Genomic DNA, 20,919 nt, shown 5'->3' with positions numbered 1-20,919 from the left:
CCCGGGATCGCCCGCCGGCGGTGCGCCCGCCTCTGGCAAGCTAGGCGGACCCGGACCGGGGCGCCCGCCCCACCCGGAACCTCACCCGCCGTCACCCCGCAGCCCTGGAGCGAGCCGCATGGACCTGGACGTCTTCGTCGCCACTCACCAGGCGGAGTGGCAGCGTCTGGAGACCCTGAGCAGGCGGCGGCGCCTCAGCGGCGAGGAGGCCGACGAGCTGATCGGCCTCTACCAGCGGGCCACCAGCCATCTCGCGCAGGTTCAGGCAACCGTCCCGGATCCGATCCTGGAAGGCCGGCTCACCACCCTGGTCGCCCGCGGCCGCGGTGCGGTCACCGGCGCCCGCACCTCCTCCTGGCGCGACATCGGCCGGTTCTTCGCGGTGAGCTTCCCCGCTGCCCTGTACCGGTCGCGGCACTGGTGGATTCCGATCGCGCTGCTCTCGCTCGCGCTGACCGTGGTGATCGCGTGGTGGGTCGGTACCCACCCCGACGTCCGCGAGAGCATCGCCACCCCCGAGGCGTTCCAGGAGCTCACCAAGCCCGGCGGCCAGGCGGAGGCGTACTACTCGGAGCACCCCGCGAGCGCCTTCGCGGCGCAGGTGTGGACCAACAACGCCTGGATCGCCGCCCAGTGCCTGGTCTACGGAGTCCTGCTCGGCATACCGGTCATCCCCGTCCTGGTGAGCAACGTGGTCAACCTGGGCGTGGGCATCGGCATGATGGCCGCGGCCGGCCGCCTCGACCTCTTCCTCGGCCTGCTCGTTCCGCACGGCCTGCTCGAACTCACCGCGATCTTCGTCGCCGCCGGAATGGGCCTGCGACTCGGCTGGACGATCATCAGCCCGGGACCGCGCACCCGGCGCACGGCCATGGCGGAGGAAGGGCGCGCGACGATCGGTATGGCGATCGGCCTGACGGCCGTCCTGCTGGTCTCCGGCATCCTGGAAGCCTTCGTCACCCCGTCCGGCCTACCCACCTGGGCCAGGATCGCCATCGGCGTGACCGCCGAGATCCTCTTCCTCGTCTACGCCCTCGTCCTGGGCCGGCGCACCGCCTCCCGAGGCGAGTTCGGCGATGTGGAGGAGTCCGACCGGGCGGACCTGCAGCCGGTCGCAGCCTGAGCGTCGTAGCTGGTAGGGTCATGATCATCCCTCCAGATCCATTGACGTGGTCCTGGTCGGCTAGTAGGTTTGAACGGTTGGGACTGACTGGACAACGGTCGGTGCCGGGCGTAGTGTCTACGACACCGCCAAGCCTGGGCATCACATCCACTCGGATGTTGGCCGGCAAAGCGAAAAACCCCCTGGGACTGAGCACTCAGAAGCTTTGATAAGCTTCACCGCGAAGTCGAAGGAAATCCCTTCAGCGGGAATTCGGAGAAACGAAAGCCGGTAAAACGGCCGGAAAACATCTGATAAGCTGAGAACACGAACGAAGCGCCCGGAGGGCCCGCTGGAAGGCGGTCCGAAGGAAGTGTCCGTTCCTTGAGAACTCAACAGCGTGCCAAAAGTCAACGCCAGATATGTTGACATCCCCGGCCGGTCCTTCGGATCGGTTGGAGATTCCTTTAGTAACAAAACACTAGCGAGGACGCAGTGCGCGGGGCCGCCCTATTCCGGTGGTTGCCGTGCCGCTCAACGCGAGTGGTTACCGGATGACCGGTAGACATTCACGGAGAGTTTGATCCTGGCTCAGGACGAACGCTGGCGGCGTGCTTAACACATGCAAGTCGAACGGTGAAGCCCTTCGGGGTGGATCAGTGGCGAACGGGTGAGTAACACGTGGGAAATCTGCCCTGCACTCTGGGACAAGCCTTGGAAACGAGGTCTAATACCGGATATGACCTGTCCTCGCATGGGGGTGGGTGTAAAGCTCCGGCGGTGCAGGATGATCCCGCGGCCTATCAGCTTGTTGGTGGGGTAATGGCCTACCAAGGCGACGACGGGTAGCCGGCCTGAGAGGGCGACCGGCCACACTGGGACTGAGACACGGCCCAGACTCCTACGGGAGGCAGCAGTGGGGAATATTGCACAATGGGCGAAAGCCTGATGCAGCGACGCCGCGTGAGGGATGACGGCCTTCGGGTTGTAAACCTCTTTCAGCAGGGAAGAAGCGCAAGTGACGGTACCTGCAGAAGAAGCACCGGCTAACTACGTGCCAGCAGCCGCGGTAATACGTAGGGTGCGAGCGTTGTCCGGAATTATTGGGCGTAAAGAGCTCGTAGGCGGCCTGTCGCGTCGGATGTGAAAGCCCGGGGCTTAACCCCGGGTCTGCATTCGATACGGGCAGGCTAGAGTGTGGTAGGGGAGATCGGAATTCCTGGTGTAGCGGTGAAATGCGCAGATATCAGGAGGAACACCGGTGGCGAAGGCGGATCTCTGGGCCATTACTGACGCTGAGGAGCGAAAGCGTGGGGAGCGAACAGGATTAGATACCCTGGTAGTCCACGCCGTAAACGTTGGGAACTAGGTGTTGGCGACATTCCACGTCGTCGGTGCCGCAGCTAACGCATTAAGTTCCCCGCCTGGGGAGTACGGCCGCAAGGCTAAAACTCAAAGGAATTGACGGGGGCCCGCACAAGCAGCGGAGCATGTGGCTTAATTCGACGCAACGCGAAGAACCTTACCAAGGCTTGACATATACCGGAAAGCTGCAGAGATGTAGCCCCCTTGTGGTCGGTATACAGGTGGTGCATGGTTGTCGTCAGCTCGTGTCGTGAGATGTTGGGTTAAGTCCCGCAACGAGCGCAACCCTTGTTCTGTGTTGCCAGCATGCCTTTCGGGGTGATGGGGACTCACAGGAGACTGCCGGGGTCAACTCGGAGGAAGGTGGGGACGACGTCAAATCATCATGCCCCTTATGTCTTGGGCTGCACACGTGCTACAATGGTCGGTACAAAGGGCTGCGATGCCGCGAGGCGGAGCGAATCCCAAAAAGCCGGCCTCAGTTCGGATTGGGGTCTGCAACTCGACCCCATGAAGTTGGAGTTGCTAGTAATCGCAGATCAGCATGCTGCGGTGAATACGTTCCCGGGCCTTGTACACACCGCCCGTCACGTCACGAAAGTCGGTAACACCCGAAGCCGGTGGCCTAACCCGTAAGGGGAGGAGCCGTCGAAGGTGGGACCAGCGATTGGGACGAAGTCGTAACAAGGTAGCCGTACCGGAAGGTGCGGCTGGATCACCTCCTTTCTAAGGAGCACATAGCAGCTTCGGACGAATGTTCCGGAGTGCTCGCTCATGGGTGGAACGTTGACTATTCGGCACACACGGTTGAAGCCGTCAGTACTGTCCTTCGGGGCGTGGAACGCGAGTGGATGGCGGGTGTGTCGGGCACGTTGTTGGGTCCTGAGGGAACGGCCGGTTGGTCGTTGCTTCAGTGAGCCGGTCCTACTTGATGTCCGCCTGTTGGTGGGTTGATGGTGGGTGTCTGGTCGTTGTTTGAGAACTGCACAGTGGACGCGAGCATCTGTGGCCAAGTTTTTAAGGGCGCACGGTGGATGCCTTGGCACTAGGAACCGATGAAGGACGTGGGAGGCCACGATAGTCCCCGGGGAGCCGTCAACCAGGCTTTGATCCGGGGGTTTCCGAATGGGGAAACCCGGCAGTCGTCATGGGCTGTCACCCATACCTGAACACATAGGGTATGTGGAGGGAACGCGGGGAAGTGAAACATCTCAGTACCCGCAGGAAGAGAAAACAACCGTGATTCCGGGAGTAGTGGCGAGCGAAACCGGATGAGGCTAAACCGGAGTGGTGTGAGACCCGGCAGGGGTTGCCACTTCGGGGTCGTGGGAAAGTTCTTCAGTCGTCTGCCGGCGGCTGGGTGAGTCAGAAACCGTATGGGTAGTCGAAGGACATGCGAAAGGTCCGGCGTAGAGGGTAAGACCCCCGTAGACGAAACTTGTACGGCTCACTTGAGCTTCTCCCAAGTAGCACGGAGCCCGAGAAATTCCGTGTGAATCTGGCGGGACCACCCGCTAAGCCTAAATATTCCCTAGTGACCGATAGCGGATAGTACCGTGAGGGAATGGTGAAAAGTACCGCGGGAGCGGAGTGAAATAGTACCTGAAACCGTGTGCCTACAAGCCGTGGGAGCGTCGGATGCGCAGCTTGCTGTGTGTCTCGTGACTGCGTGCCTTTTGAAGAATGAGCCTGCGAGTTTGCGGTGTGTAGCGAGGTTAACCCGTGTGGGGTAGCCGTAGCGAAAGCGAGTCCGAATAGGGCGGTTGAGTTGCATGCCCAAGACCCGAAGCGGAGTGATCTAGCCATGGGCAGGTTGAAGCGCGGGTAAGACCGTGTGGAGGACCGAACCCACCAGGGTTGAAAACCTGGGGGATGACCTGTGGTTAGGGGTGAAAGGCCAATCAAACTCCGTGATAGCTGGTTCTCCCCGAAATGCATTTAGGTGCAGCGTCGTGTGTTTCTTGCCGGAGGTAGAGCACTGGATAGGCGATGGGCCTCACCGGGTTACTGACCTTAGCCAAACTCCGAATGCCGGTAAGTGAGAGCACGGCAGTGAGACTGTGGGGGATAAGCTCCATGGTCGAGAGGGAAACAGCCCAGAACACCGACTAAGGTCCCTAAGCGTGTGCTAAGTGGGAAAGGATGTGGAGTCGCAGAGACAACCAGGAGGTTGGCTTAGAAGCAGCCACCCTTGAAAGAGTGCGTAATAGCTCACTGGTCAAGTGATTCCGCGCCGACAATGTAGCGGGGCTCAAGTACACCACCGAAGTCGTGTCATTCACATATATAGGCCCAACGGCTGTGTGGATGGGTAGGGGAGCGTCGTGTGCCGGGTGAAGCAGCGGAGGAATCCAGTTGTGGACGGTACACGAGTGAGAATGCAGGCATGAGTAGCGATACAAGAGTGAGAAACTCTTGCGCCGATTGACCAAGGGTTCCTGGGTCAAGCTGATCTGCCCAGGGTAAGTCGGGACCTAAGGCGAGGCCGACAGGCGTAGTCGATGGACAACGGGTTGATATTCCCGTACCCGCTTTGAAGCGCCAACGTCGAACCTCTTGATGCTAAGCCCGTGAAGCCGGCCCGGAGTCTTCGGACAAAGGGACGTGGTGGAGCCGGTGACCCAACAGGGTAGTAGGTGAGCGATGGGGTGACGCAGGAAGGTAGTCCAGCCCGGGCGGTGGTTGTCCCGGGGTAAGGGTGTAGGCCGAGTGATAGGCAAATCCGTCACTCATTAAGGCTGAGACCTGATGCCGAGCCGATTGTGGTGAAGTGGATGATCCTATGCTGTCGAGAAAAGCCTCTAGCGAGTTTCATGGCGGCCCGTACCCCAAACCGACTCAGGTGGTCAGGTAGAGAATACCGAGGCGTTCGGGTGAACTATGGTTAAGGAACTCGGCAAAATGCCCCCGTAACTTCGGGAGAAGGGGGCCATTCCTGGTGACGAGTCTTGCACTCCGGGCTGGGGGTGGCCGCAGAGACCAGCGAGAAGCGACTGTTTACTAAAAACACAGGTCCGTGCGAAGCCGTAAGGCGATGTATACGGACTGACGCCTGCCCGGTGCTGGAACGTTAAGGGGACCGGTTAGTCACATTTCGGTGTGGCGAAGCTGAGAACTTAAGCGCCAGTAAACGGCGGTGGTAACTATAACCATCCTAAGGTAGCGAAATTCCTTGTCGGGTAAGTTCCGACCTGCACGAATGGCGTAACGACTTCTCGACTGTCTCAACCATAGGCCCGGTGAAATTGCATTACGAGTAAAGATGCTCGTTTCGCGCAGCAGGACGGAAAGACCCCGGGACCTTTACTATAGCTTGATATTGGTGTTCGGTTCGGCTTGTGTAGGATAGGTGGGAGACTTTGAAACCCAAACGCCAGTTTGGGTGGAGTCGTCGTTGAAATACCACTCTGGTCGTGCTGGATGTCTAACCTGGGTCCGTGATCCGGATCAGGGACAGTGTCTGGTGGGTAGTTTAACTGGGGCGGTTGCCTCCTAAAGAGTAACGGAGGCGCCCAAAGGTTCCCTCAGCCTGGTTGGCAATCAGGTGTTGAGTGTAAGTGCACAAGGGAGCTTGACTGTGAGACTGACGGGTCGAGCAGGGACGAAAGTCGGGACTAGTGATCCGGCGGTGGCTTGTGGAAGCGCCGTCGCTCAACGGATAAAAGGTACCCCGGGGATAACAGGCTGATCTTCCCCAAGAGTCCATATCGACGGGATGGTTTGGCACCTCGATGTCGGCTCGTCGCATCCTGGGGCTGGAGTAGGTCCCAAGGGTTGGGCTGTTCGCCCATTAAAGCGGTACGCGAGCTGGGTTTAGAACGTCGTGAGACAGTTCGGTCCCTATCCGCTGTGCGCGTAGGAGTGTTGAGAAGGGCTGTCCCTAGTACGAGAGGACCGGGACGGACGAACCTCTGGTGTGCCAGTTGTCCTGCCAAGGGCATGGCTGGTTGGCTACGTTCGGGAGGGATAACCGCTGAAAGCATCTAAGCGGGAAGCCTGCTTCGAGATGAGCACTCCCACCTCCTTGAGAGGGTAAGGCTCCCAGTAGACGACTGGGTTGATAGGCCGGATATGGAAGCCCTGTGAGGGGTGGAGTTGACCGGTACTAATAGGCCGAGGGCTTGTCCTCAGTTGCTCGCGTCCACTGTGTTGTTCTGAAACAACGACCCCAGCCAGGTTTGGTCACATGGCTGGTGCGGTTGACAGTTTCATAGTGTTTCGGTGGTCATAGCGTGAGGGAAACGCCCGGTTACATTCCGAACCCGGAAGCTAAGCCTCAAAGCGCCGATGGTACTGCAGGGGGGACCCTGTGGGAGAGTAGGACGCCGCCGAACAATCTTTCAGAGAAGCCCCTCCCGGGTCACCCGGGAGGGGCTTCTCGCATTTCCGGACCGGACCTGGGAAGCGGGCTGTTGCCGACTGCTGTGGAGGTGCTGGCGCGTTCCGCTGATGCGGAGACGGGTCGATCTGCGGGTCTGGCCGGTCCCGGGTGTTCTGGCGATCTTCCGTCCGATGTCTGAGGAGGCTGCACGGGCAGACGGGCACGGATGTGCTGTGTGGATTCCTGTGCCCGGCCGGCCGTGGGCTGGGCAAGGCCGCGGTCATGACCGGCCGAAGGGGACCGGGGTGATCCGGTGCTCGGGTTCGAGCCTGCGGCCGACCGTGTGGTGGCCTGGGCGGATCCGCGGTGCGGCTGACTGCGGCGGCGGAGGGCCGTGGCAAGGCCCCCCGAGCAGCGGCGAATTCGAGGGGTCGTTGCAACACGTGGTGAGTTGGTCAAGCCGCGAGCAGTGTACGCAGGCGCTCGGCTGGGGTTTCCCAGCCGAGCGTTTTGCGTGGGCGGCTGTGGAGCTGGTCGGCGACGGCGTGCCGCGGGCTCGGTCGGTCCGACGGGAGGTGGCACCACCTCATAGAAGGGTGGGGCCGCCTTGTCCCGGCCCGATGCGGTGCGGCCGTTGCGCCATCTCTTGCCGGTGCGGACGTTGATACCGACTACCGCGCAGGCTTCGGCCAACCCCATTCCTTGAGCCACAAGCCGGAATCCCGGTGCGGGGGCCTTTGGTGTGGAGTCCGGTGCGGGTGGCGGTCAGAGGCGGCCGGCCGCCTTGAGGGCGAGGTAGGTGTCGGCCAGGGCGGGGGGCAGTGCGGCCGGCGGGGCGTCGAGGACGGTGACGCCGAGCCGGGTGAGGCGTTCGGCGGTGCGGCGGCGGTCGGCGCGGGTCTGTTCGGCTGCGGCGGCGCCGTAGACGTCCTGCACGGTGCCTCTGGCGGTGGCCAGTTCGTCCAGCCGGGGATCGGCGACGGAGGCGAGGACGACTTCGTGGCGCTTGGTCAGCAGCGGCAGCACCGGGAGCAGGCCCTCCTCGACGGGACGGGCGTCGAGGCCGGTGAACAGCACGATCAGGGACCGGTGCGGGGCCAGGCGCAGCGAGTTCGACACCAGGGCGCGCATGTCGGTCTCCAGCAGGGCCGGCTCCAGGGTGGCCATGGCGTTGGTGAACGAGGGCAGCACGTCGGACGGGGAGCGGCCGAGGACGCTGCCGCGCTTGCGCAGGTCGTGGGCGAGCAGGTCGACCCGGTCGCCGGCCTTGGTGGCCAGGGCGGTGAGCAGCAGGGCGGCGTCGAGGGCCGCGTCGAGGCGGGGGGCGTCGCCGACCCGGCCGGCGGAGGTGCGACCGGTGTCGAGGACGAGCAGGACGTGCCGGTCGCGTTCGGGGCGCCAGGTGCGGACGGCGACGGTGTTGCGCCGGGCGCTCGCGCGCCAGTCGATCGAGCGGACGTCGTCGCCCGGGAGGTACTCGCGCAGGGAGTCGAACTCGGTGCCCTGACCGCGGATCAGGACGGCGGTTCGGCCGTCGAGTTCGCGCAGGCGGGCGAGGCGGGACGGCAGGTGCTTGCGGCTCGCGAACGGGGGGAGGGCGCGCAGCGTCCACGGGACCTGGTGGGATCCCTGACGGGCCGCCAGGCCGAGCGGTCCGAGGGAACGGACCGTCACCCGGTGGGCGTGGTGGTCGCCGCGCCTGGTCGGGGCCAGCCGGGTGGTGAGGCGGCGCCGCTCGCCGGGCGGCACGGTGAGGCTGTGCCGGGAGCCGGCGACGGCGGTGCCGGGGCGCCAGGCGGACGGCGCCCAGGCGTCGCGTACCAGAGCGCGCAGCGGGCGTCCGGACGGGTTGGTGAGGGTGAGTTCGACGTCGGCGTTCTCGCCGAGCCGGACGGTGGTGTCGCCGCTCCGGTCGAACCGGAGGGTGCGGACCGGAGCGGCGAGGACCAGGTCGACGAGGACCGCGAGGAGCACGGGCAGGGTGACCGCGCCGATGCCGGCCCAGGAGGGCAGGACAAGGCCCACGACGAGCGCGCCGAGCGCGGCCAGCAGGGCGGTTCGGCCGGTCAGGGCCATGGACGGGACTCCTTCGGTGGATCCTGGGTACGGCTGGGGTCAGCGCGGGGCGGGGGTCTGGGCGAGCACGGCCTGGACCACCGAGTCGGCGGTGACGCCCTCCATCTCGGCCTCGGCACGCAGTTGGACGCGGTGCCGCAGGGCGGGCAGTGCCAGGGCCTTGACGTCGTCGGGAGTGACGTAGTCGCGGCCGGCCAGCCAGGCCCAGGCCCGGGAGGCACCGAGCAGGGCGGTGGCGCCACGGGGCGAGACGCCGACGGACAGCGACGGGGACTGCCTGGTGGCGCGGCAGAGGTCGACGATGTAGGCGAGGACCTCGGGGGAGACGGTGAGCTTGGCTATCTCCGCGCGGGCGGCGGCCAGGTCGGCGGGGCCGGCGACCGGGCGGACCCCGGCGGCGGCCAGGTCGCGCGGGTCGAAGCCGTTGGCGTGCCGGGACAGGACCTGGAACTCCTGGTCGCGGGTGGGCAGCGGCAGGATCAGCTTCAGCAGGAAGCGGTCGAGCTGGGCCTCGGGCAGCGGGTAGGTGCCCTCGTACTCGACCGGGTTCTGGGTGGCGGCGACCAGGAAGGGATCGGGGAGCATGCGGGGTTCGCCGTCGACGGTGACCTGGCGCTCCTCCATGGCTTCCAGCAGCGAGGCCTGGGTCTTCGGAGGGGTGCGGTTGATCTCGTCCGCGAGCAGCAGGTTGGTGAAGACCGGGCCGGGCTGGAAGGAGAACTCCGCGGTGCGGGCGTCGTAGACCAGCGAGCCGGTGACGTCGCCCGGCATCAGGTCGGGGGTGAACTGGATCCGCTTGGTCTCCAGGCTCAGCGCGGTGGACAGGGCGCGGACCAGGAGGGTCTTGGCGACGCCGGGGACGCCTTCGAGCAGGACGTGGCCGCCGCAGAGCAGCGCGACCACCAGGCCGGTGACGGCGGCGTCCTGGCCGACGACGGCCTTGCCGATCTCGGTGCGCAGGGCGGTGAGGGCGGCGCGGGGGTCCGCCGGCGGCGCGGCGGGGGTCTCGGGGGAGTCTGCCGGACCGGGGATGTCGGCCTTGCTGAGGGACGTGCTGGCAGCGGGCTGCTCGGTCACGGCTGTCGTACCTGCCTTTCCAGGGCGTCGAGGTCGTCGGTGAGCCGCAGCAGTGCGGCGTCGTCGGTGGGCGGTCCGCCGTACAGCAGTGACTGGACGTCGGCGGCGGGGCGGCCGAGGCGCTCGGCGACGGCCGCGCCGAGGGCCGTGGGGTCGGGGTCGCCGGCGGTCACGGGGACGCCGAGCACGGGGGCGATCCGGTGGACGGCGGCCCGGCGCAGTGCGTCGGCGGCCCGGCCGCGGGCCTTGGCGCGGTGGTAGAGCCGGGCCCGGCCCTCGGTCGTCTCGGTGGCCCGCACCACGATCGGCAGTCGTTCACCGACCACCGGCCCGAGCCGGCGGCCGCGCCAGAAGGCCGCCAGGACGGCCGCGACGATCAGTTGGAGCGCGGCCCAGTTCCAGCCGGCCGGGATGAAGTCCTCGAACTGCTTGCGGTGGACCGAGGGCGGTACGGGGGCGCTGTAGTCGGGCAGGTACCAGGCCAGACGCTGGTGCGCGCCGAGCAGGCCGAGGGCGAGTGCGGCGTTGCCGTTCTCGTCCAGCCGGTCGTTGGTGAGCGCCTGGGCGGTGCCCAGGACGACCGTCTCGCGGTCGCCGCTCCCGGCGTGCCGGACGAGGCTCTGGTGGCCGTGCCGCGGGTAGCAGCCGAGGTCCTCGGAGCCCGCGTCGTACAGCAGGCCGCCCAGCTCGGCGTTGCCCGCGCGGACGGCTTCGGGGAGCCGGCAGCCGGGTGCGGTGCTGATCGTCGCCGCGACGCCGGGGACCCCGTCCGGGTCGGTCACCACGGTGATGCCGGGGGCGAGTGCGTCGAGTGCGTCCTGCCGCGGGGAGATGAGGACCAGCCGGCCGGCGCTGCCGGGGGGGACGGCGCCGAGGCGGGCGAGCTGGGCCCGGCTGAGCAGGTCGGGCCGGGGGAGGACGACGGTGGTGCCGGGCTCGCGCAGTGCGGCGGCGAGGGCGGACTCGCCCTCGACGGTCCGGACGTCCACACCCTCGCGTCCGAGCAGGACGACGGCGGCCCGGGCGCCCTCGGGGTCGGGCGAGCGGGGGTCCAGCGGTGCCCAGGCGCTGTCGTTGCCGAGACCGCCGAGCAGCACGCCGACGGACAGCAGGAAGGCGAGGGCGAGCAGGTACCAGCGGGAGCGCCGCCAGAGCCGGCGGCCGCCGGGGGCCAGGCTGGTCGGCGCGGCGGCCGGGGTCGCCGGGGCCGTTTCGGGCGCGGCGGGTATCGCGGGTGCGGGGGCGGGTGGGGGTGCGGTGGTCATGCGGCGCCTCCGACGGCCGGGGCGAGGGTCGGGCGGGTCGCTTCCAGGGCCCGGTCCAGCTCGGCCAGGGACTGGTAGTCGGCCGCCTCGGCGGTCCGGTCGCCGTACGCGATGTCGTCGAAGCTCCGGGCGGCGGCGGCCAGCGCCGCGGCGTGCGCGGGCATGGCCCGGCCGGCCTCGGCGGCCGCCTCGTCGGCGGTCCGGCCCGGACGGACGTCCAGCAGGGTGCGCTCCTCCAGGGCGCGCACGACGGCGCGCATCTGCTCGCGCACCGCTTCGGACCAGTCACCGGCGTCGGCGTGGGCGCGGGCCGCCGACCGGTGCTGGGCGGCGCTGAGCGGTCCGTCGGCCTCGAAGAGCCGGGCGGTGCCGCGGGCGCGGCGGCGGGGAGCGCCGAGCCGCCACCAGAGCGCGGCCACCGCCACGGCGGCCATCAGCAGCAGCAGGACCACACCGGTGGTGCTGTCGGTGGCGGAGCCCACCCCGGAGAGCAGGTCGTCGAGGCGGTCCGAGAGCCAGGTCTGGATCCGCTCGATCAGGCCGGGGTCGTTTCGGTGGTAGATCGGGTTGAGCAGTTCGTCGCGTGCGGCGTCCCGGGCCTGGTCGCGCGGGACGGTGACGGGTGTGCCGCTCGCGAGCAGCACGCCCTCCCCCCAGTTCGGCATCGGTGTCAGGCTCCCGGTGGGGTGCTCTGGCCGGGAACGGTCGGGCCCGCCCAGCCGGCTGCCGGGGGCGCCGTCGCCTCGGCGGCGCGGGCGAGCTCGATGTCGAGCGCCTCGCGGCGGATCCGGCGGTCGATGTAGAGCAGCACGTTCATGGCGGCGTTGATCGGGATGGTGATGGTGGCGACCACGGTGCCGCCGACCGCCATGACGATCATGGCGGGCAGGGTGAGGTTGCGGGCGCTCTCACCGGAGAACTGGGCGAACGCGTCGGGGCTGCCGAAGGCGGACGCGAGGAAGACGAACGGCAGGACGGCGACGCTGGCGATGAGGCCGACGATGAGGCTGGTCAGCAGGTTGATGCCGAACAGGCGCCACCACGATCCCCTGACCAGCCGACGGGAGCGGCTGAGCGAGGTCAGCACGCCCTGGCGCTCCAGCATCAGGGCGGGGGCGGCCAGGCTGAGCAGGATCCAGAGCCAGATCATCACCAGGACGGCGGCGATCATCATCACCGCGGTCAGGACGCCCAGGCCCTCACTGGGGCCGGAGACGATCAGCACCAGCACGGGCGGTACGGCGGCGACCACCATCACGCCGACGAAGACCAGGAACGTCACGAAGGTGAGGCCGGCGAGCCGGCCGAGCTGGGGGCGGGCCCCCTGCCAGGCCTCGCGCAGCGTCACGGGGGCGCCGAGCACGCCCTTGCTGACCACGATCGTCAGCAGGCCGCCGACGACGATGCCGAGCAGCAGGTCCAGCACGGCCGGTACCAGTGCGGCGGTGATCTCGGGCCCGTCGCTGCCGGACTGCCGGGCCCACCAGTCCAGCGAGGTCTGGACGGTCTGGCTGAACGCGGCGAAGCCGAGTGACAGGGGGAGCGTGGTGCGCCAGTACTTGCGCACGGTGGTGAAGGCGCCGTCCAGGAGCTCGCCGACGCCGAGCGGGCGCAGCGGGATGACGCCGGGCTTCGGGCTCGGCGGCGGGCCCCAGCCCGGGAAGCCCCCGTAAGGCGGCTGGGAGGCGCCCCAGGCGGGACCGGCGCCGTACCCGGGGGCTCCGTAGCCGCCCTGGCCCGGAGCGCCCGGAGCGCCCCACTGGGTGGGCGGCGGGGTGTCGTGGGGGGTGCCCGGTGCGGGAGTCTCCTGTGCGGGGGGCTCCTGCGGGGCGTCGCCCGGCAGGGCGGTGGTCGCCGACGGACCCGGTGCTGCGGCCGGTCGGGCCGCCTGCGGCGGGGCCCCGTCGGCCGGCTCGGTCGAGCCGGGCGAGGTCCAGCCCGGGTTGTCGGTCATCACTGCTCCTTGGAGGGCGTCTGGTCGCTGGGACGGGCAGGAGAACGATCGGCGACCGGCCGGAAACTGTTCCTGCGCCGCCCATCGTGCCATGGTGGGCGTGGTCACCCCAGAGGTATCCCGTTGCTGATCGACAACGGCTCGGTCGACGCCTGTGAGCTGCGAGATTTGAGGTGTTATGCCCGGTCCGCCGATGGGCCGGGGACCATTGACCGGCACGGCTGTGCGTCAGGTCACAATCCGGTAATGAGAAGATGGAGACATGAAGGGACGCGTCCTCGTCGTTGATGACGACACCGCACTTGCCGAGATGCTCGGCATCGTGCTGCGTGGTGAGGGTTTTGAGCCGTTTTTCGTCGCGGATGGGGACAAGGCGCTGGCCGCCTTCCGGGAGACCAAGCCGGATCTCGTCCTCCTCGACCTGATGCTGCCCGGCAGGGACGGCATCGACGTCTGCCGCCAGATCCGGGCGGAGTCGGGCATTCCGATTGTGATGCTCACCGCGAAGACCGACACGGTCGACATCGTGGTGGGCCTGGAGTCCGGGGCCGACGACTACGTCACCAAGCCGTTCAAGCCCAAGGAGCTGGTGGCCCGGGTCCGGGCCCGCCTGCGCCGGGCGGAGGAGCCCACGCCGGAGCAGCTGACCATAGGTGACCTGGTCATCGACGTGGCCGGCCACTCGGTCAAGCGGGAAGGCCGGGGTATCCCGCTCACCCCGCTGGAGTTCGACCTGCTGGTCGCGCTGGCCCGCAAGCCCTGGCAGGTGTTCACCCGCGAGGTGCTGCTGGAGCAGGTCTGGGGCTACCGCCACGCGGCGGACACCCGGCTGGTCAACGTCCATGTGCAGCGCCTCCGGTCCAAGATCGAGAAGGACCCGGAGCGCCCCGAGATCGTGGTGACGGTCCGCGGCGTCGGCTACAAGGCGGGGCCCAGCTGACGATGCGGGACCGGGAGACTGACGAGTCCCCGTCGGGTATGGACCCCGACGGGGATGCTGCTGTGCGCGGCGCCGTGCTGAGCTCGACCACCCAGGGCCACCGCCCGCGGCGTGGCCCGGCGGCGCTGCTCGCGCTGGTGGCCCGTCAGTTCCGTCGCCCGTTCAACCGGCTGATAGCCGTCTACCGGCGGTCGATCCAGGTGCGGGTGGTCGCCACCACGCTGCTGCTGTCGGTCGCCGTGGTGCTGGTGCTCGGCGTGGTCGTGGTGGCCCAGGTCCGCAACGGCCTGCTGGAGACCAAGCGCCACGCCGCGCAGGGCCAGGCCATCGGTGGCTTCCAGATCGAGCAGGACAAGATCAACGAGGCGAAGAAGCTCCAGGCCAAGGCCGGGGCCAACGCCGATCCCGCCCGGGAGGAGATCGGGACCTGGCTGATCAAGCAGGTCACCGACCTCTCCAGCGGTGGTGCCGGCGTCTACTCGGTGATCGCCATCCTGCCCTCGGCCGGGCAGGAGGCGAGCAGCTCCGAGGCGGACTTCCGCGGCGCCTGGTACTCCGGCGACATCCTGCCGATCAGCATCTCCAAGCAGCTGCAGGAGGACGTCGCCCGGCAGCCGGACGTCCCGCACGAGCAGACCACGATCATCCACCGCGGCGACGGGAAGGGGCCCTCCGACGAGAGCGGCCTGGTGATCGGCAAGCAGTTCGTCGGCCCCGACCCGGCCAACACCGAGTACCAGCTGTACTACGTCTTCTCGCTCGACCAGGAGACCAAGACCCTCGGGCTGGTGGTCACCACCCTGGCCACCGCCGGCGTCTTCCTGGTGATGCTGCTCGGCGGCATCGCCTGGCTGGTGGTCCGGCAGGTGGTGACCCCGGTGCGGATGGCGGCCGGGATCTCCGAGCGGCTGGCCGCGGGCCACCTCGAGGAGCGGATGAAGGTCACCGGCACCGACGACATCGCCAGGCTCGGCGACTCGTTCAACCGGATGGCCAACGGACTGCAGGCCCAGATCCGGCAGCTGGAGGAGCTCTCCCGGGTGCAGCGGCGGTTCGTCTCGGACGTCTCGCACGAGCTGCGTACCCCGCTCACCACCGTCCGGATGGCCGCCGACCTCATCTACGACAGCCGGGACGACCTGGACCCGATGGCGGCCCGCTCGGCGGAGCTGCTCCAGGAGCAGCTGGACCGTTTCGAGTCGCTGCTCGCCGACCTGCTGGAGATCAGCCGCTTCGACGCCGGCGCCGCGATCCTGGACGCCGAGCCCGTCGACCTGCGGGACATCGTGACCCGGGTGGTGGAGGCGGCCGACCCGCTGGCACAGGCCAAGGGCAGCGCAGTGATCATCCGCGGCGCCGAGAACCCGGTGGTCACCGAGGTCGACTCGCGGCGGATCGAGCGCATTCTGCGCAACCTGGTGGTCAACGCTCTGGAGCACGGCGAGGGACGTGACGTGGTCATCCGGCTCGGTGCCGGGGACGGCGCGGTCGCGGTCGGCGTCCGCGACTACGGCATCGGCCTCAAGCCGGGCGAGGCGTCCCGGGTCTTCCACCGCTTCTGGCGGGCCGACCCGTCCCGGGTCCGGACCACCGGTGGGACCGGCCTCGGCCTGTCGATCGCGGTCGAGGACGCCCATCTGCACGGCGGCTGGCTCCAGGCCTGGGGCGAGCCCGGCGGCGGTTCGCACTTCCGGCTCACCCTGCCGCGCACCCGCGGCGGAGAGCTGGTCCGGGCGCCGTTCCGGCTGGAGCCCGAGGACTCCCGGCACAACCGCGGCCTGGCCTCCACCGGTGCGCCCTACCGGCGCTCGCAGCGCCCGTCGGGTGCCACCGCGCTGACCTCCTCCGGCGAGCTGGCCGCGCTCCAGTCGGACACCCCGGAGACCCCCGAGGGCGGCCCGAGCGGGTTCGGCAGCGGCCTGGGCGGGGTGCTCAGCATCGGCCCCGGCCTCGGCCGGGCCCCGGTGGCGCCGGTGGCCGACCCGTCGGACGTCCGGTCGGCAGCCGGAGGGTACGGTGCGACGGGCGCCCAGGTGGTGGTCGACCGGCCGGCCGGCCGGCCGGCGGCACAGCAGGCCGCGGGCGCACGGCCCCAGGCCGGCGAGCAGGAGGGGACTGAGGGTGCGAAGGACACGCAGCCGGAGGACTGACCCGCGTCGGGCCGCCGCGCTCGTCTGGGGGACCCTCCTCGCCTTCCTGGCCACCGGCTGCATCGGTATGCCCGAGGGCGGTCCGCCCTCGCGGGTGGAGATACCCCAGGGCGCCGGTGCCGAGAACCTGCAGGTCCGGGTCTACCCGGTGGCGCCGTACAAGGGCGAGGCCCCGGTGGACCTGCTGACCGGCTTCCTGGACGCCGCCAACGCGGACGAGGCCAACTACGGCACCGCGAAGAAGTACCTCACCGCGGCCGCCGGGACCAGGTGGGACCCGGAGGCCGGCGTCTCGGTGCTGGACAACCTCGACAAGGCCGGCTCCCCGCTGCCCGAGGGCTCCACCGCCACCCAGGTCTCGGTCACCGGTGACCTGGTCGGCGGGCTGGACGCCAAGCACTCGTACCGGGCGGCGGCCGACGGGGCGCGATTCCAGGAGAACTTCACCTTCGTCAAGGAGACCGAGGGCGCGAACAAGGGCGAGTGGCGGATCGACAAGCTCCCCGACGGGCTGATCACCAACCAGACGACCTTCAAGAACGGCTACCGGGCCGTCCACCGCTACTTCTTCGGTCTCACCGACCCGTCGGCGGAGCGCGCCCGGACGGCCTCGGTGCTGGTGCCCGACCCGATCTACCTGCGCCGGCGGATCGACCCGCTGACGGCGGCGGCCAAGGCGCTGGCCGCCGGGCCCTCCACCTGGCTCGCGCCAGCCGTCTACTCGGCCTTCGACGGGGTCCGGATCGTGGGCCCGGTGACCGTCAGCGACAGCAAGACCGCCACCGTCAAGGTGGACGTGCCCGACTTCGCCGGCCGCAGCGACCTGTGCCAGCAGATGGCCGGGCAGCTCTACCACACCCTGGCCGACCAGCAGGGGAAGGCGCCGATCCAGCGGCTGGACCTGAGCGGCGTCAAGGGCGGCTGCACCATCGGCGCCGACGCGGCGGCCCGGGTCGCACCCGGCAGCCTGGCCGGCAGCTTCGGCGCGTACCAGTACTACCAGCTGGAGACCGGTCAGATGATGGTGTCGCCCGGCGACGACCAGGGCCACCCGCTGTCCGGTCCGCTGGGCCAGCCGACGCCGGCCGGGCAGTCCGGCGAGCCCAGGCCCGGCACCTTCGCGGTCCGCCGGGACGCGGGCGCGGTGGCGGTGATCGGCGCCGACGGGCGCACCCTCCAGGTGGTCGGTACGGGCGACAACGACAAGATCGGCGCGCCGGTGCTGACCAGCCGGGCGCCGCAGCCCGACCAGGGCCTGACCTCGCCCAGCTGGGACGGCCGGGGGGACCTGTGGCTGGTCGACCGCGACCCCGCGAACCGGCGGGTGGTGATGGTCCGGGGCGCCGCCGCCTACACCGTCGACGTGCACGGGCTGAACGGGCGCACGGTGCAGTCCCTCAAGGTCTCCTCGGACGGCACCCGGGTCGCCCTGGTGCTCAGCAACCCCAAGGACAACGCCCGCACCGTGGAGCTCGGTCTGCTGACCCACCGGGGCACCGCGAGCGCGCCGCTGGCGGAGATCTCCGGCCTGCGGCCGATCGCTCCGCTGCTGACCGAGGTCACCGCGGTGTCCTGGGCGGACACCGACCAGCTGCTGGTGCTCGGCCGGGAGAAGGAGAAGCTGCAGCAGCTGCACTACCTGGGCACCGACGGCTCGCAGAGCAGCGACTCACCGCTGCAGGGCGGTGAGTCGATGACCTCGGTCTCGGCCACCGAGAGCCGGGTGGGTGACACCGTGCCACCGGTGCTGGCCGTCTCGGACCACCACATCTACCGGCTGCAGGGCACCCAGTGGCGTGAGGTGTCCGTCCCCCAGCAGCACCCGGCGCTCTCGTTCTCCTACCCGGGCTGACCCCGGGCTCCCCGCCCGGGCCCACGCTGCTCCGGTCGGCCCTCCTGCGGCCGGGCCCGCCGCGGGCCGGCCCCGGGCGCGGCGGGCCGTCTGGCGACCGCGGCGACGGTGGCGGCCGCGTACGGCGCGAGGCCCGCGGCGGCCAGCGCCCGGGCGGCCTCGGCCAGGCTCGCGCCGGTGGTGACCAGGTCGTCCACCAGGACCAGGCGGTGGCGCTGTCCGGCCCCGCCGAGCCGCGCCGCAGACCGGGCCGGTACCGCCAGGGCGCCGGCGAGATTGCGCCGCCTCCCGTCCGCGTCCAGCCCCGCCTGGTCCGCCACCCGGCGGGTCTGGCGCAGCACCGGGGCGACCCGGGCGTAGCGGCCGGACCGGCGCAGGGCCCGGGCGGCCGACCGGGCCAGCCGGAGCATCGGATCGTGGCCCCGGGCGCGGACCGACCGACGGGTGGAGGGCACCGGGACGAGCAGGACCGGCCCGGTGTCGCCGGCGGCCGACCGGACCGCACCGGCCAGTAGTGCGCCGAGCGGCCCGGCGAGCCGCAGCGCGCCGCGCTCCTTGTGGGCGATCAGCAGGCTCCGGAGCGGCTCCGCGTACGGCCCGGCGGCGTGCAGCGGGGGCAGGCCGGGCGGTGCGGGGCGTGGGCCGGCGGGGCCCGGCCGGGCGGCGGCCAGCAGCCTGCGGCACTCCGGGCAGAGCTGACCGGGCCCGCCCCGGCAGCCGACGCAGACGGCCGGGAGCAGGAGGTCGAGGAGCCCGAGGCGATGGGTGGCCGGAATGGACAGAGCGGTCATATCGGCGCCTCCGAAGGGGTAGCGCAGATGCGATGTGCGCCATACGGTTGACCACCCTGGCGGTGTTGTCCAGGTGTTTACCCGTCTTTCACCCGTAGGAGGGTAAACAGATGGGACAGCCGTACTGCCAGCTCTGCCTCGTTACGTTGTTCGACTGGGGAGGCGAAATCCCCTGGTGAGGTGTCTCATAAGGCCAGAGGGGGTTTCAAGCGCTCCTGGTGGGGAGGAAGTGAGGTGAGGGCCAGTCGCGCTCGCCGTTCCCGGCGACGCCGGGGCCGGTGACTGATTGGCTGGTCCGGCTGGGACTCAGTCCGATCCGGTATGCACTCCGGGTCGGCGACAGCACAAGGGATCGGAGTTCTGCGTGGACATCGTCGTCAAGGGCCGCAAGACCGAGGTGCCGAAGAGGTTCCGCGAGCACGTGGCCGAGAAGCTGGAGAAGGTCCAGAAGTTTGACGGCAAGGTGATCAGCCTCGACGTCGAGGTGTCCAAGGAACACAACCCGCGCCAGGCCGACCGCTCCGAGCGGGTCGAGATCACCCTCCGTACCCGTGGCCCGGTGATCCGGGCCGAGGCCGCCGCGGCCGACCCCTACGCGGCCCTCGACCTGGCCTCGGCGAAGCTGGACGCGCAGCTGCGCAAGTCCGCCGACCGCCGTCGTGTGCACAAGGGCGGCAACGGCCGCACCCCGATCAGCGTCGCGGAGGCGACGGCGGCACTGGCTGCCCTCCCCGAGACGACGCGGCCCGAGACCGGCACCAACGGGGCGGTTCGCAAGACCATGATGGGATCGCTGGAGGTGGAGGGCGACGGCCCCCTCGTCGTCCGGGAGAAGACCCACCCCGCCGGTCCGATGTCGCTGGACCAGGCGCTGTACGAGATGGAGCTCGTCGGCCACGACTTCTACCTGTTCGTGGAGAAGGACAGCGGCCTGCCGAGCGTGGTCTACCGCCGGCACGGCTACCACTACGGCGTGATCCACCTCAAGGAGGACCACAACGCCCAGGGTGAGGCCGGTGGCGCAGGCGGCGCGATCGGTGGACCGGACGAGGACTGACGGGCCGTCGACCGGCCCGGTGGACCCGGGGCCACCACCCTGAGGCACCCGGGACAACTCGCCAGACAGATCTGACCGGTGACCCCGGCGGCCCTAGCCGCCGGGGTCACCCAGCTGGGCCGTGCGACGGCGGAGGGTGATCGATCGGTTCACCGCCGTGGAATGATTGAGCACGACATCGACCGGCGGCCAGGGGGAGGAGCGGATGGGCGAGCCATTCAGCCAGGGTTTGGGAGGCGGCCGGGGGGTCGGACGCGGCGAGGGTGACGAACCCGAGTACGCGCTGCGCCGTACCGAGCCGATCCGGGTCCTGGTGGTGGACGACCACGCACTGTTCCGCCGAGGCCTGGAGATCGTGCTGGCCGAGGAGGAGGACATCACGGTCATCGGTGAGGCCGGCGACGGCGCCGAGGCCGTGCTCAAGGCGGCGGACCTGCTGCCGGACATCATCCTGATGGACGTCAGAATGCCGCGCCGGAGCGGGATCGAGGCCTGCACCGCGATCAAGGACGTGGTCCCCAGCGCCAAGATCATCATGCTGACGATAAGCGACGAGGAGGCCGACCTCTACGAGGCGATCAAGGCGGGTGCCACCGGGTACCTGCTCAAGGAGATCTCCACCGACGAGGTCGCGACCGCGATCCGGGCCGTGGCGGACGGACAGTCCCAGATCAGCCCCTCGATGGCCTCCAAGCTGCTCACCGAGTTCAAGTCGATGATCCAGCGCCGTTCCGACGACCGGGAGCTGGTCCCGGCGCCCCGGCTGACCGACCGGGAGCTGGAGGTGCTCAAGCTGGTGGCCACCGGGATGAACAACCGGGAGATCGCCAAGGAGTTGTTCATCAGCGAGAACACCGTCAAGAACCACGTCCGGAACATCCTGGAGAAGCTGCAGCTGCACTCCAGGATGGAGGCCGTGGTCTACGCGATGCGGGAGAAGATCCTCGAAATAGGCTGATCCCGGCGGCC

General features: G+C 69.0%; 12 protein-coding genes and 3 rRNA genes. 9 read left to right on the top strand and 6 right to left on the bottom strand.

Going from position 1 to position 20,919, the window contains the following annotated elements:
• Positions 1-118: 118 nt before the first annotated feature.
• The 4 genes from OG871_RS15455 (at position 119) to rrf (ending at position 6,801) form a co-directional block, all read left to right on the top strand.
• On the top strand, positions 119-1,123 hold the full coding sequence (locus OG871_RS15455) for a stage II sporulation protein M (RefSeq protein WP_371497349.1): 1,005 nt from the start codon (positions 119-121) through the stop codon (positions 1,121-1,123).
• A 547-nt stretch (positions 1,124-1,670) separates the two neighbouring features.
• A 16S ribosomal RNA gene (locus tag OG871_RS15450) occupies positions 1,671-3,193 on the top strand.
• A 281-nt stretch (positions 3,194-3,474) separates the two neighbouring features.
• A 23S ribosomal RNA gene (locus OG871_RS15445) occupies positions 3,475-6,596 on the top strand.
• A gap of 88 nt (positions 6,597-6,684) precedes the next feature.
• Positions 6,685-6,801, top strand: a 5S ribosomal RNA gene (gene rrf, locus OG871_RS15440).
• Together the 16S, 23S and 5S rRNA genes form the textbook arrangement of a ribosomal RNA operon.
• A 752-nt stretch (positions 6,802-7,553) precedes the next feature.
• Here rrf and OG871_RS15435 read toward each other — a convergent pair.
• From OG871_RS15435 to OG871_RS15415, 5 genes are read right to left on the bottom strand one after another with little or no spacing between them, the layout of a single operon-like run.
• Positions 7,554-8,864: a DUF58 domain-containing protein gene (locus OG871_RS15435; protein ID WP_371497348.1), complete on the bottom strand. Its 1,311-nt coding sequence runs from the start codon at positions 8,862-8,864 to the stop codon at positions 7,554-7,556.
• A 39-nt stretch (positions 8,865-8,903) separates the two neighbouring features.
• Positions 8,904-9,896 (bottom strand): AAA family ATPase, encoded by a 993-nt coding sequence (locus OG871_RS15430; protein WP_371503322.1) that lies wholly within the window; start codon positions 9,894-9,896, stop codon positions 8,904-8,906.
• A 41-nt stretch (positions 9,897-9,937) separates the two neighbouring features.
• Positions 9,938-11,206, bottom strand: a complete 1,269-nt coding sequence (locus tag OG871_RS15425; protein WP_371497347.1) for a DUF4350 domain-containing protein — start codon at positions 11,204-11,206, stop codon at positions 9,938-9,940.
• On the bottom strand, positions 11,203-11,871 hold the full coding sequence (locus OG871_RS15420; RefSeq protein WP_371497346.1) for a DUF4129 domain-containing protein: 669 nt from the start codon (positions 11,869-11,871) through the stop codon (positions 11,203-11,205). The genes OG871_RS15425 and OG871_RS15420 overlap by 4 nt, the downstream gene beginning before the upstream one ends.
• Positions 11,872-11,876: 5 nt before the next feature.
• On the bottom strand, positions 11,877-13,160 hold the full coding sequence (locus OG871_RS15415) for a hypothetical protein (RefSeq protein ID WP_371497345.1): 1,284 nt from the start codon (positions 13,158-13,160) through the stop codon (positions 11,877-11,879).
• 262 nt (positions 13,161-13,422) lie between these two features.
• Between OG871_RS15415 and mtrA the strand changes: the two genes are divergently transcribed.
• From mtrA to OG871_RS15400, 3 genes are all read left to right on the top strand, one after another.
• Positions 13,423-14,100, top strand: coding sequence for an MtrAB system response regulator MtrA (gene mtrA, locus OG871_RS15410; protein WP_030459579.1), 678 nt, complete (start codon positions 13,423-13,425; stop codon positions 14,098-14,100).
• Positions 14,101-14,162: 62 nt separating this feature from the next.
• Positions 14,163-16,250 (top strand): MtrAB system histidine kinase MtrB, encoded by a 2,088-nt coding sequence (mtrB, locus tag OG871_RS15405; protein ID WP_371497344.1) that lies wholly within the window; start codon positions 14,163-14,165, stop codon positions 16,248-16,250.
• Entirely contained in the window at positions 16,222-18,102 is a 1,881-nt protein-coding gene (locus OG871_RS15400) for an LpqB family beta-propeller domain-containing protein (RefSeq protein WP_371497343.1), read from the top strand. The genes mtrB and OG871_RS15400 overlap by 29 nt, the downstream gene beginning before the upstream one ends.
• On the opposite strand, the gene OG871_RS15395 is transcribed toward OG871_RS15400, so the two are convergent.
• Positions 18,090-18,893: a ComF family protein gene (locus OG871_RS15395; RefSeq protein WP_371497342.1), complete on the bottom strand. Its 804-nt coding sequence runs from the start codon at positions 18,891-18,893 to the stop codon at positions 18,090-18,092. The two genes, OG871_RS15400 and OG871_RS15395, sit on opposite strands and share 13 nt — an antisense overlap.
• A gap of 364 nt (positions 18,894-19,257) precedes the next feature.
• Between OG871_RS15395 and hpf the strand changes: the two genes are divergently transcribed.
• Together hpf and OG871_RS15385 are read left to right on the top strand one after the other, a co-directional pair.
• The gene (gene hpf / locus OG871_RS15390) at positions 19,258-19,950 is read left to right on the top strand and encodes a ribosome hibernation-promoting factor, HPF/YfiA family (RefSeq protein ID WP_371497341.1); all 693 of its coding nucleotides are present in this window, start codon (positions 19,258-19,260) and stop codon (positions 19,948-19,950) included.
• Between the two features lie 205 nt (positions 19,951-20,155).
• Positions 20,156-20,908 carry a response regulator gene (locus tag OG871_RS15385; RefSeq protein WP_371497340.1) on the top strand — a complete coding sequence of 251 codons (753 nt, stop codon included), beginning with the start codon at positions 20,156-20,158 and terminating at the stop codon, positions 20,906-20,908.
• Positions 20,909-20,919 lie beyond the last annotated feature (11 nt).

The sequence above is a fragment of the Kitasatospora sp. NBC_00374 genome, from assembly GCF_041434935.1.
Classification (GTDB): Bacteria; Actinomycetota; Actinomycetes; order Streptomycetales; family Streptomycetaceae; genus Kitasatospora.
Note: the sequence above shows the minus strand (reverse complement) of the source record. Positions and strands in the feature narration are given on the sequence as shown.

Excerpts from the sequence above, each read along its gene's own strand:
- OG871_RS15395 (WP_371497342.1), bottom strand. The coding sequence starts at position 18,893 with ATGACCGCTCTGTCCATTCCGGCCACCCATCGCCTCGGGCTCCTCGAC.
- OG871_RS15425 (WP_371497347.1), bottom strand. The coding sequence starts at position 11,206 with ATGACCACCGCACCCCCACCCGCCCCCGCACCCGCGATACCCGCCGCG.
- OG871_RS15455 (WP_371497349.1), top strand. The coding sequence starts at position 119 with ATGGACCTGGACGTCTTCGTCGCCACTCACCAGGCGGAGTGGCAGCGT.
- OG871_RS15435 (WP_371497348.1), bottom strand. The coding sequence starts at position 8,864 with ATGGCCCTGACCGGCCGAACCGCCCTGCTGGCCGCGCTCGGCGCGCTC.
- OG871_RS15420 (WP_371497346.1), bottom strand. The coding sequence starts at position 11,871 with ATGCCGAACTGGGGGGAGGGCGTGCTGCTCGCGAGCGGCACACCCGTC.
- OG871_RS15385 (WP_371497340.1), top strand. The coding sequence starts at position 20,156 with ATGGGCGAGCCATTCAGCCAGGGTTTGGGAGGCGGCCGGGGGGTCGGA.
- OG871_RS15415 (WP_371497345.1), bottom strand. The coding sequence starts at position 13,160 with ATGACCGACAACCCGGGCTGGACCTCGCCCGGCTCGACCGAGCCGGCC.
- mtrA (WP_030459579.1), top strand. The coding sequence starts at position 13,423 with ATGAAGGGACGCGTCCTCGTCGTTGATGACGACACCGCACTTGCCGAG.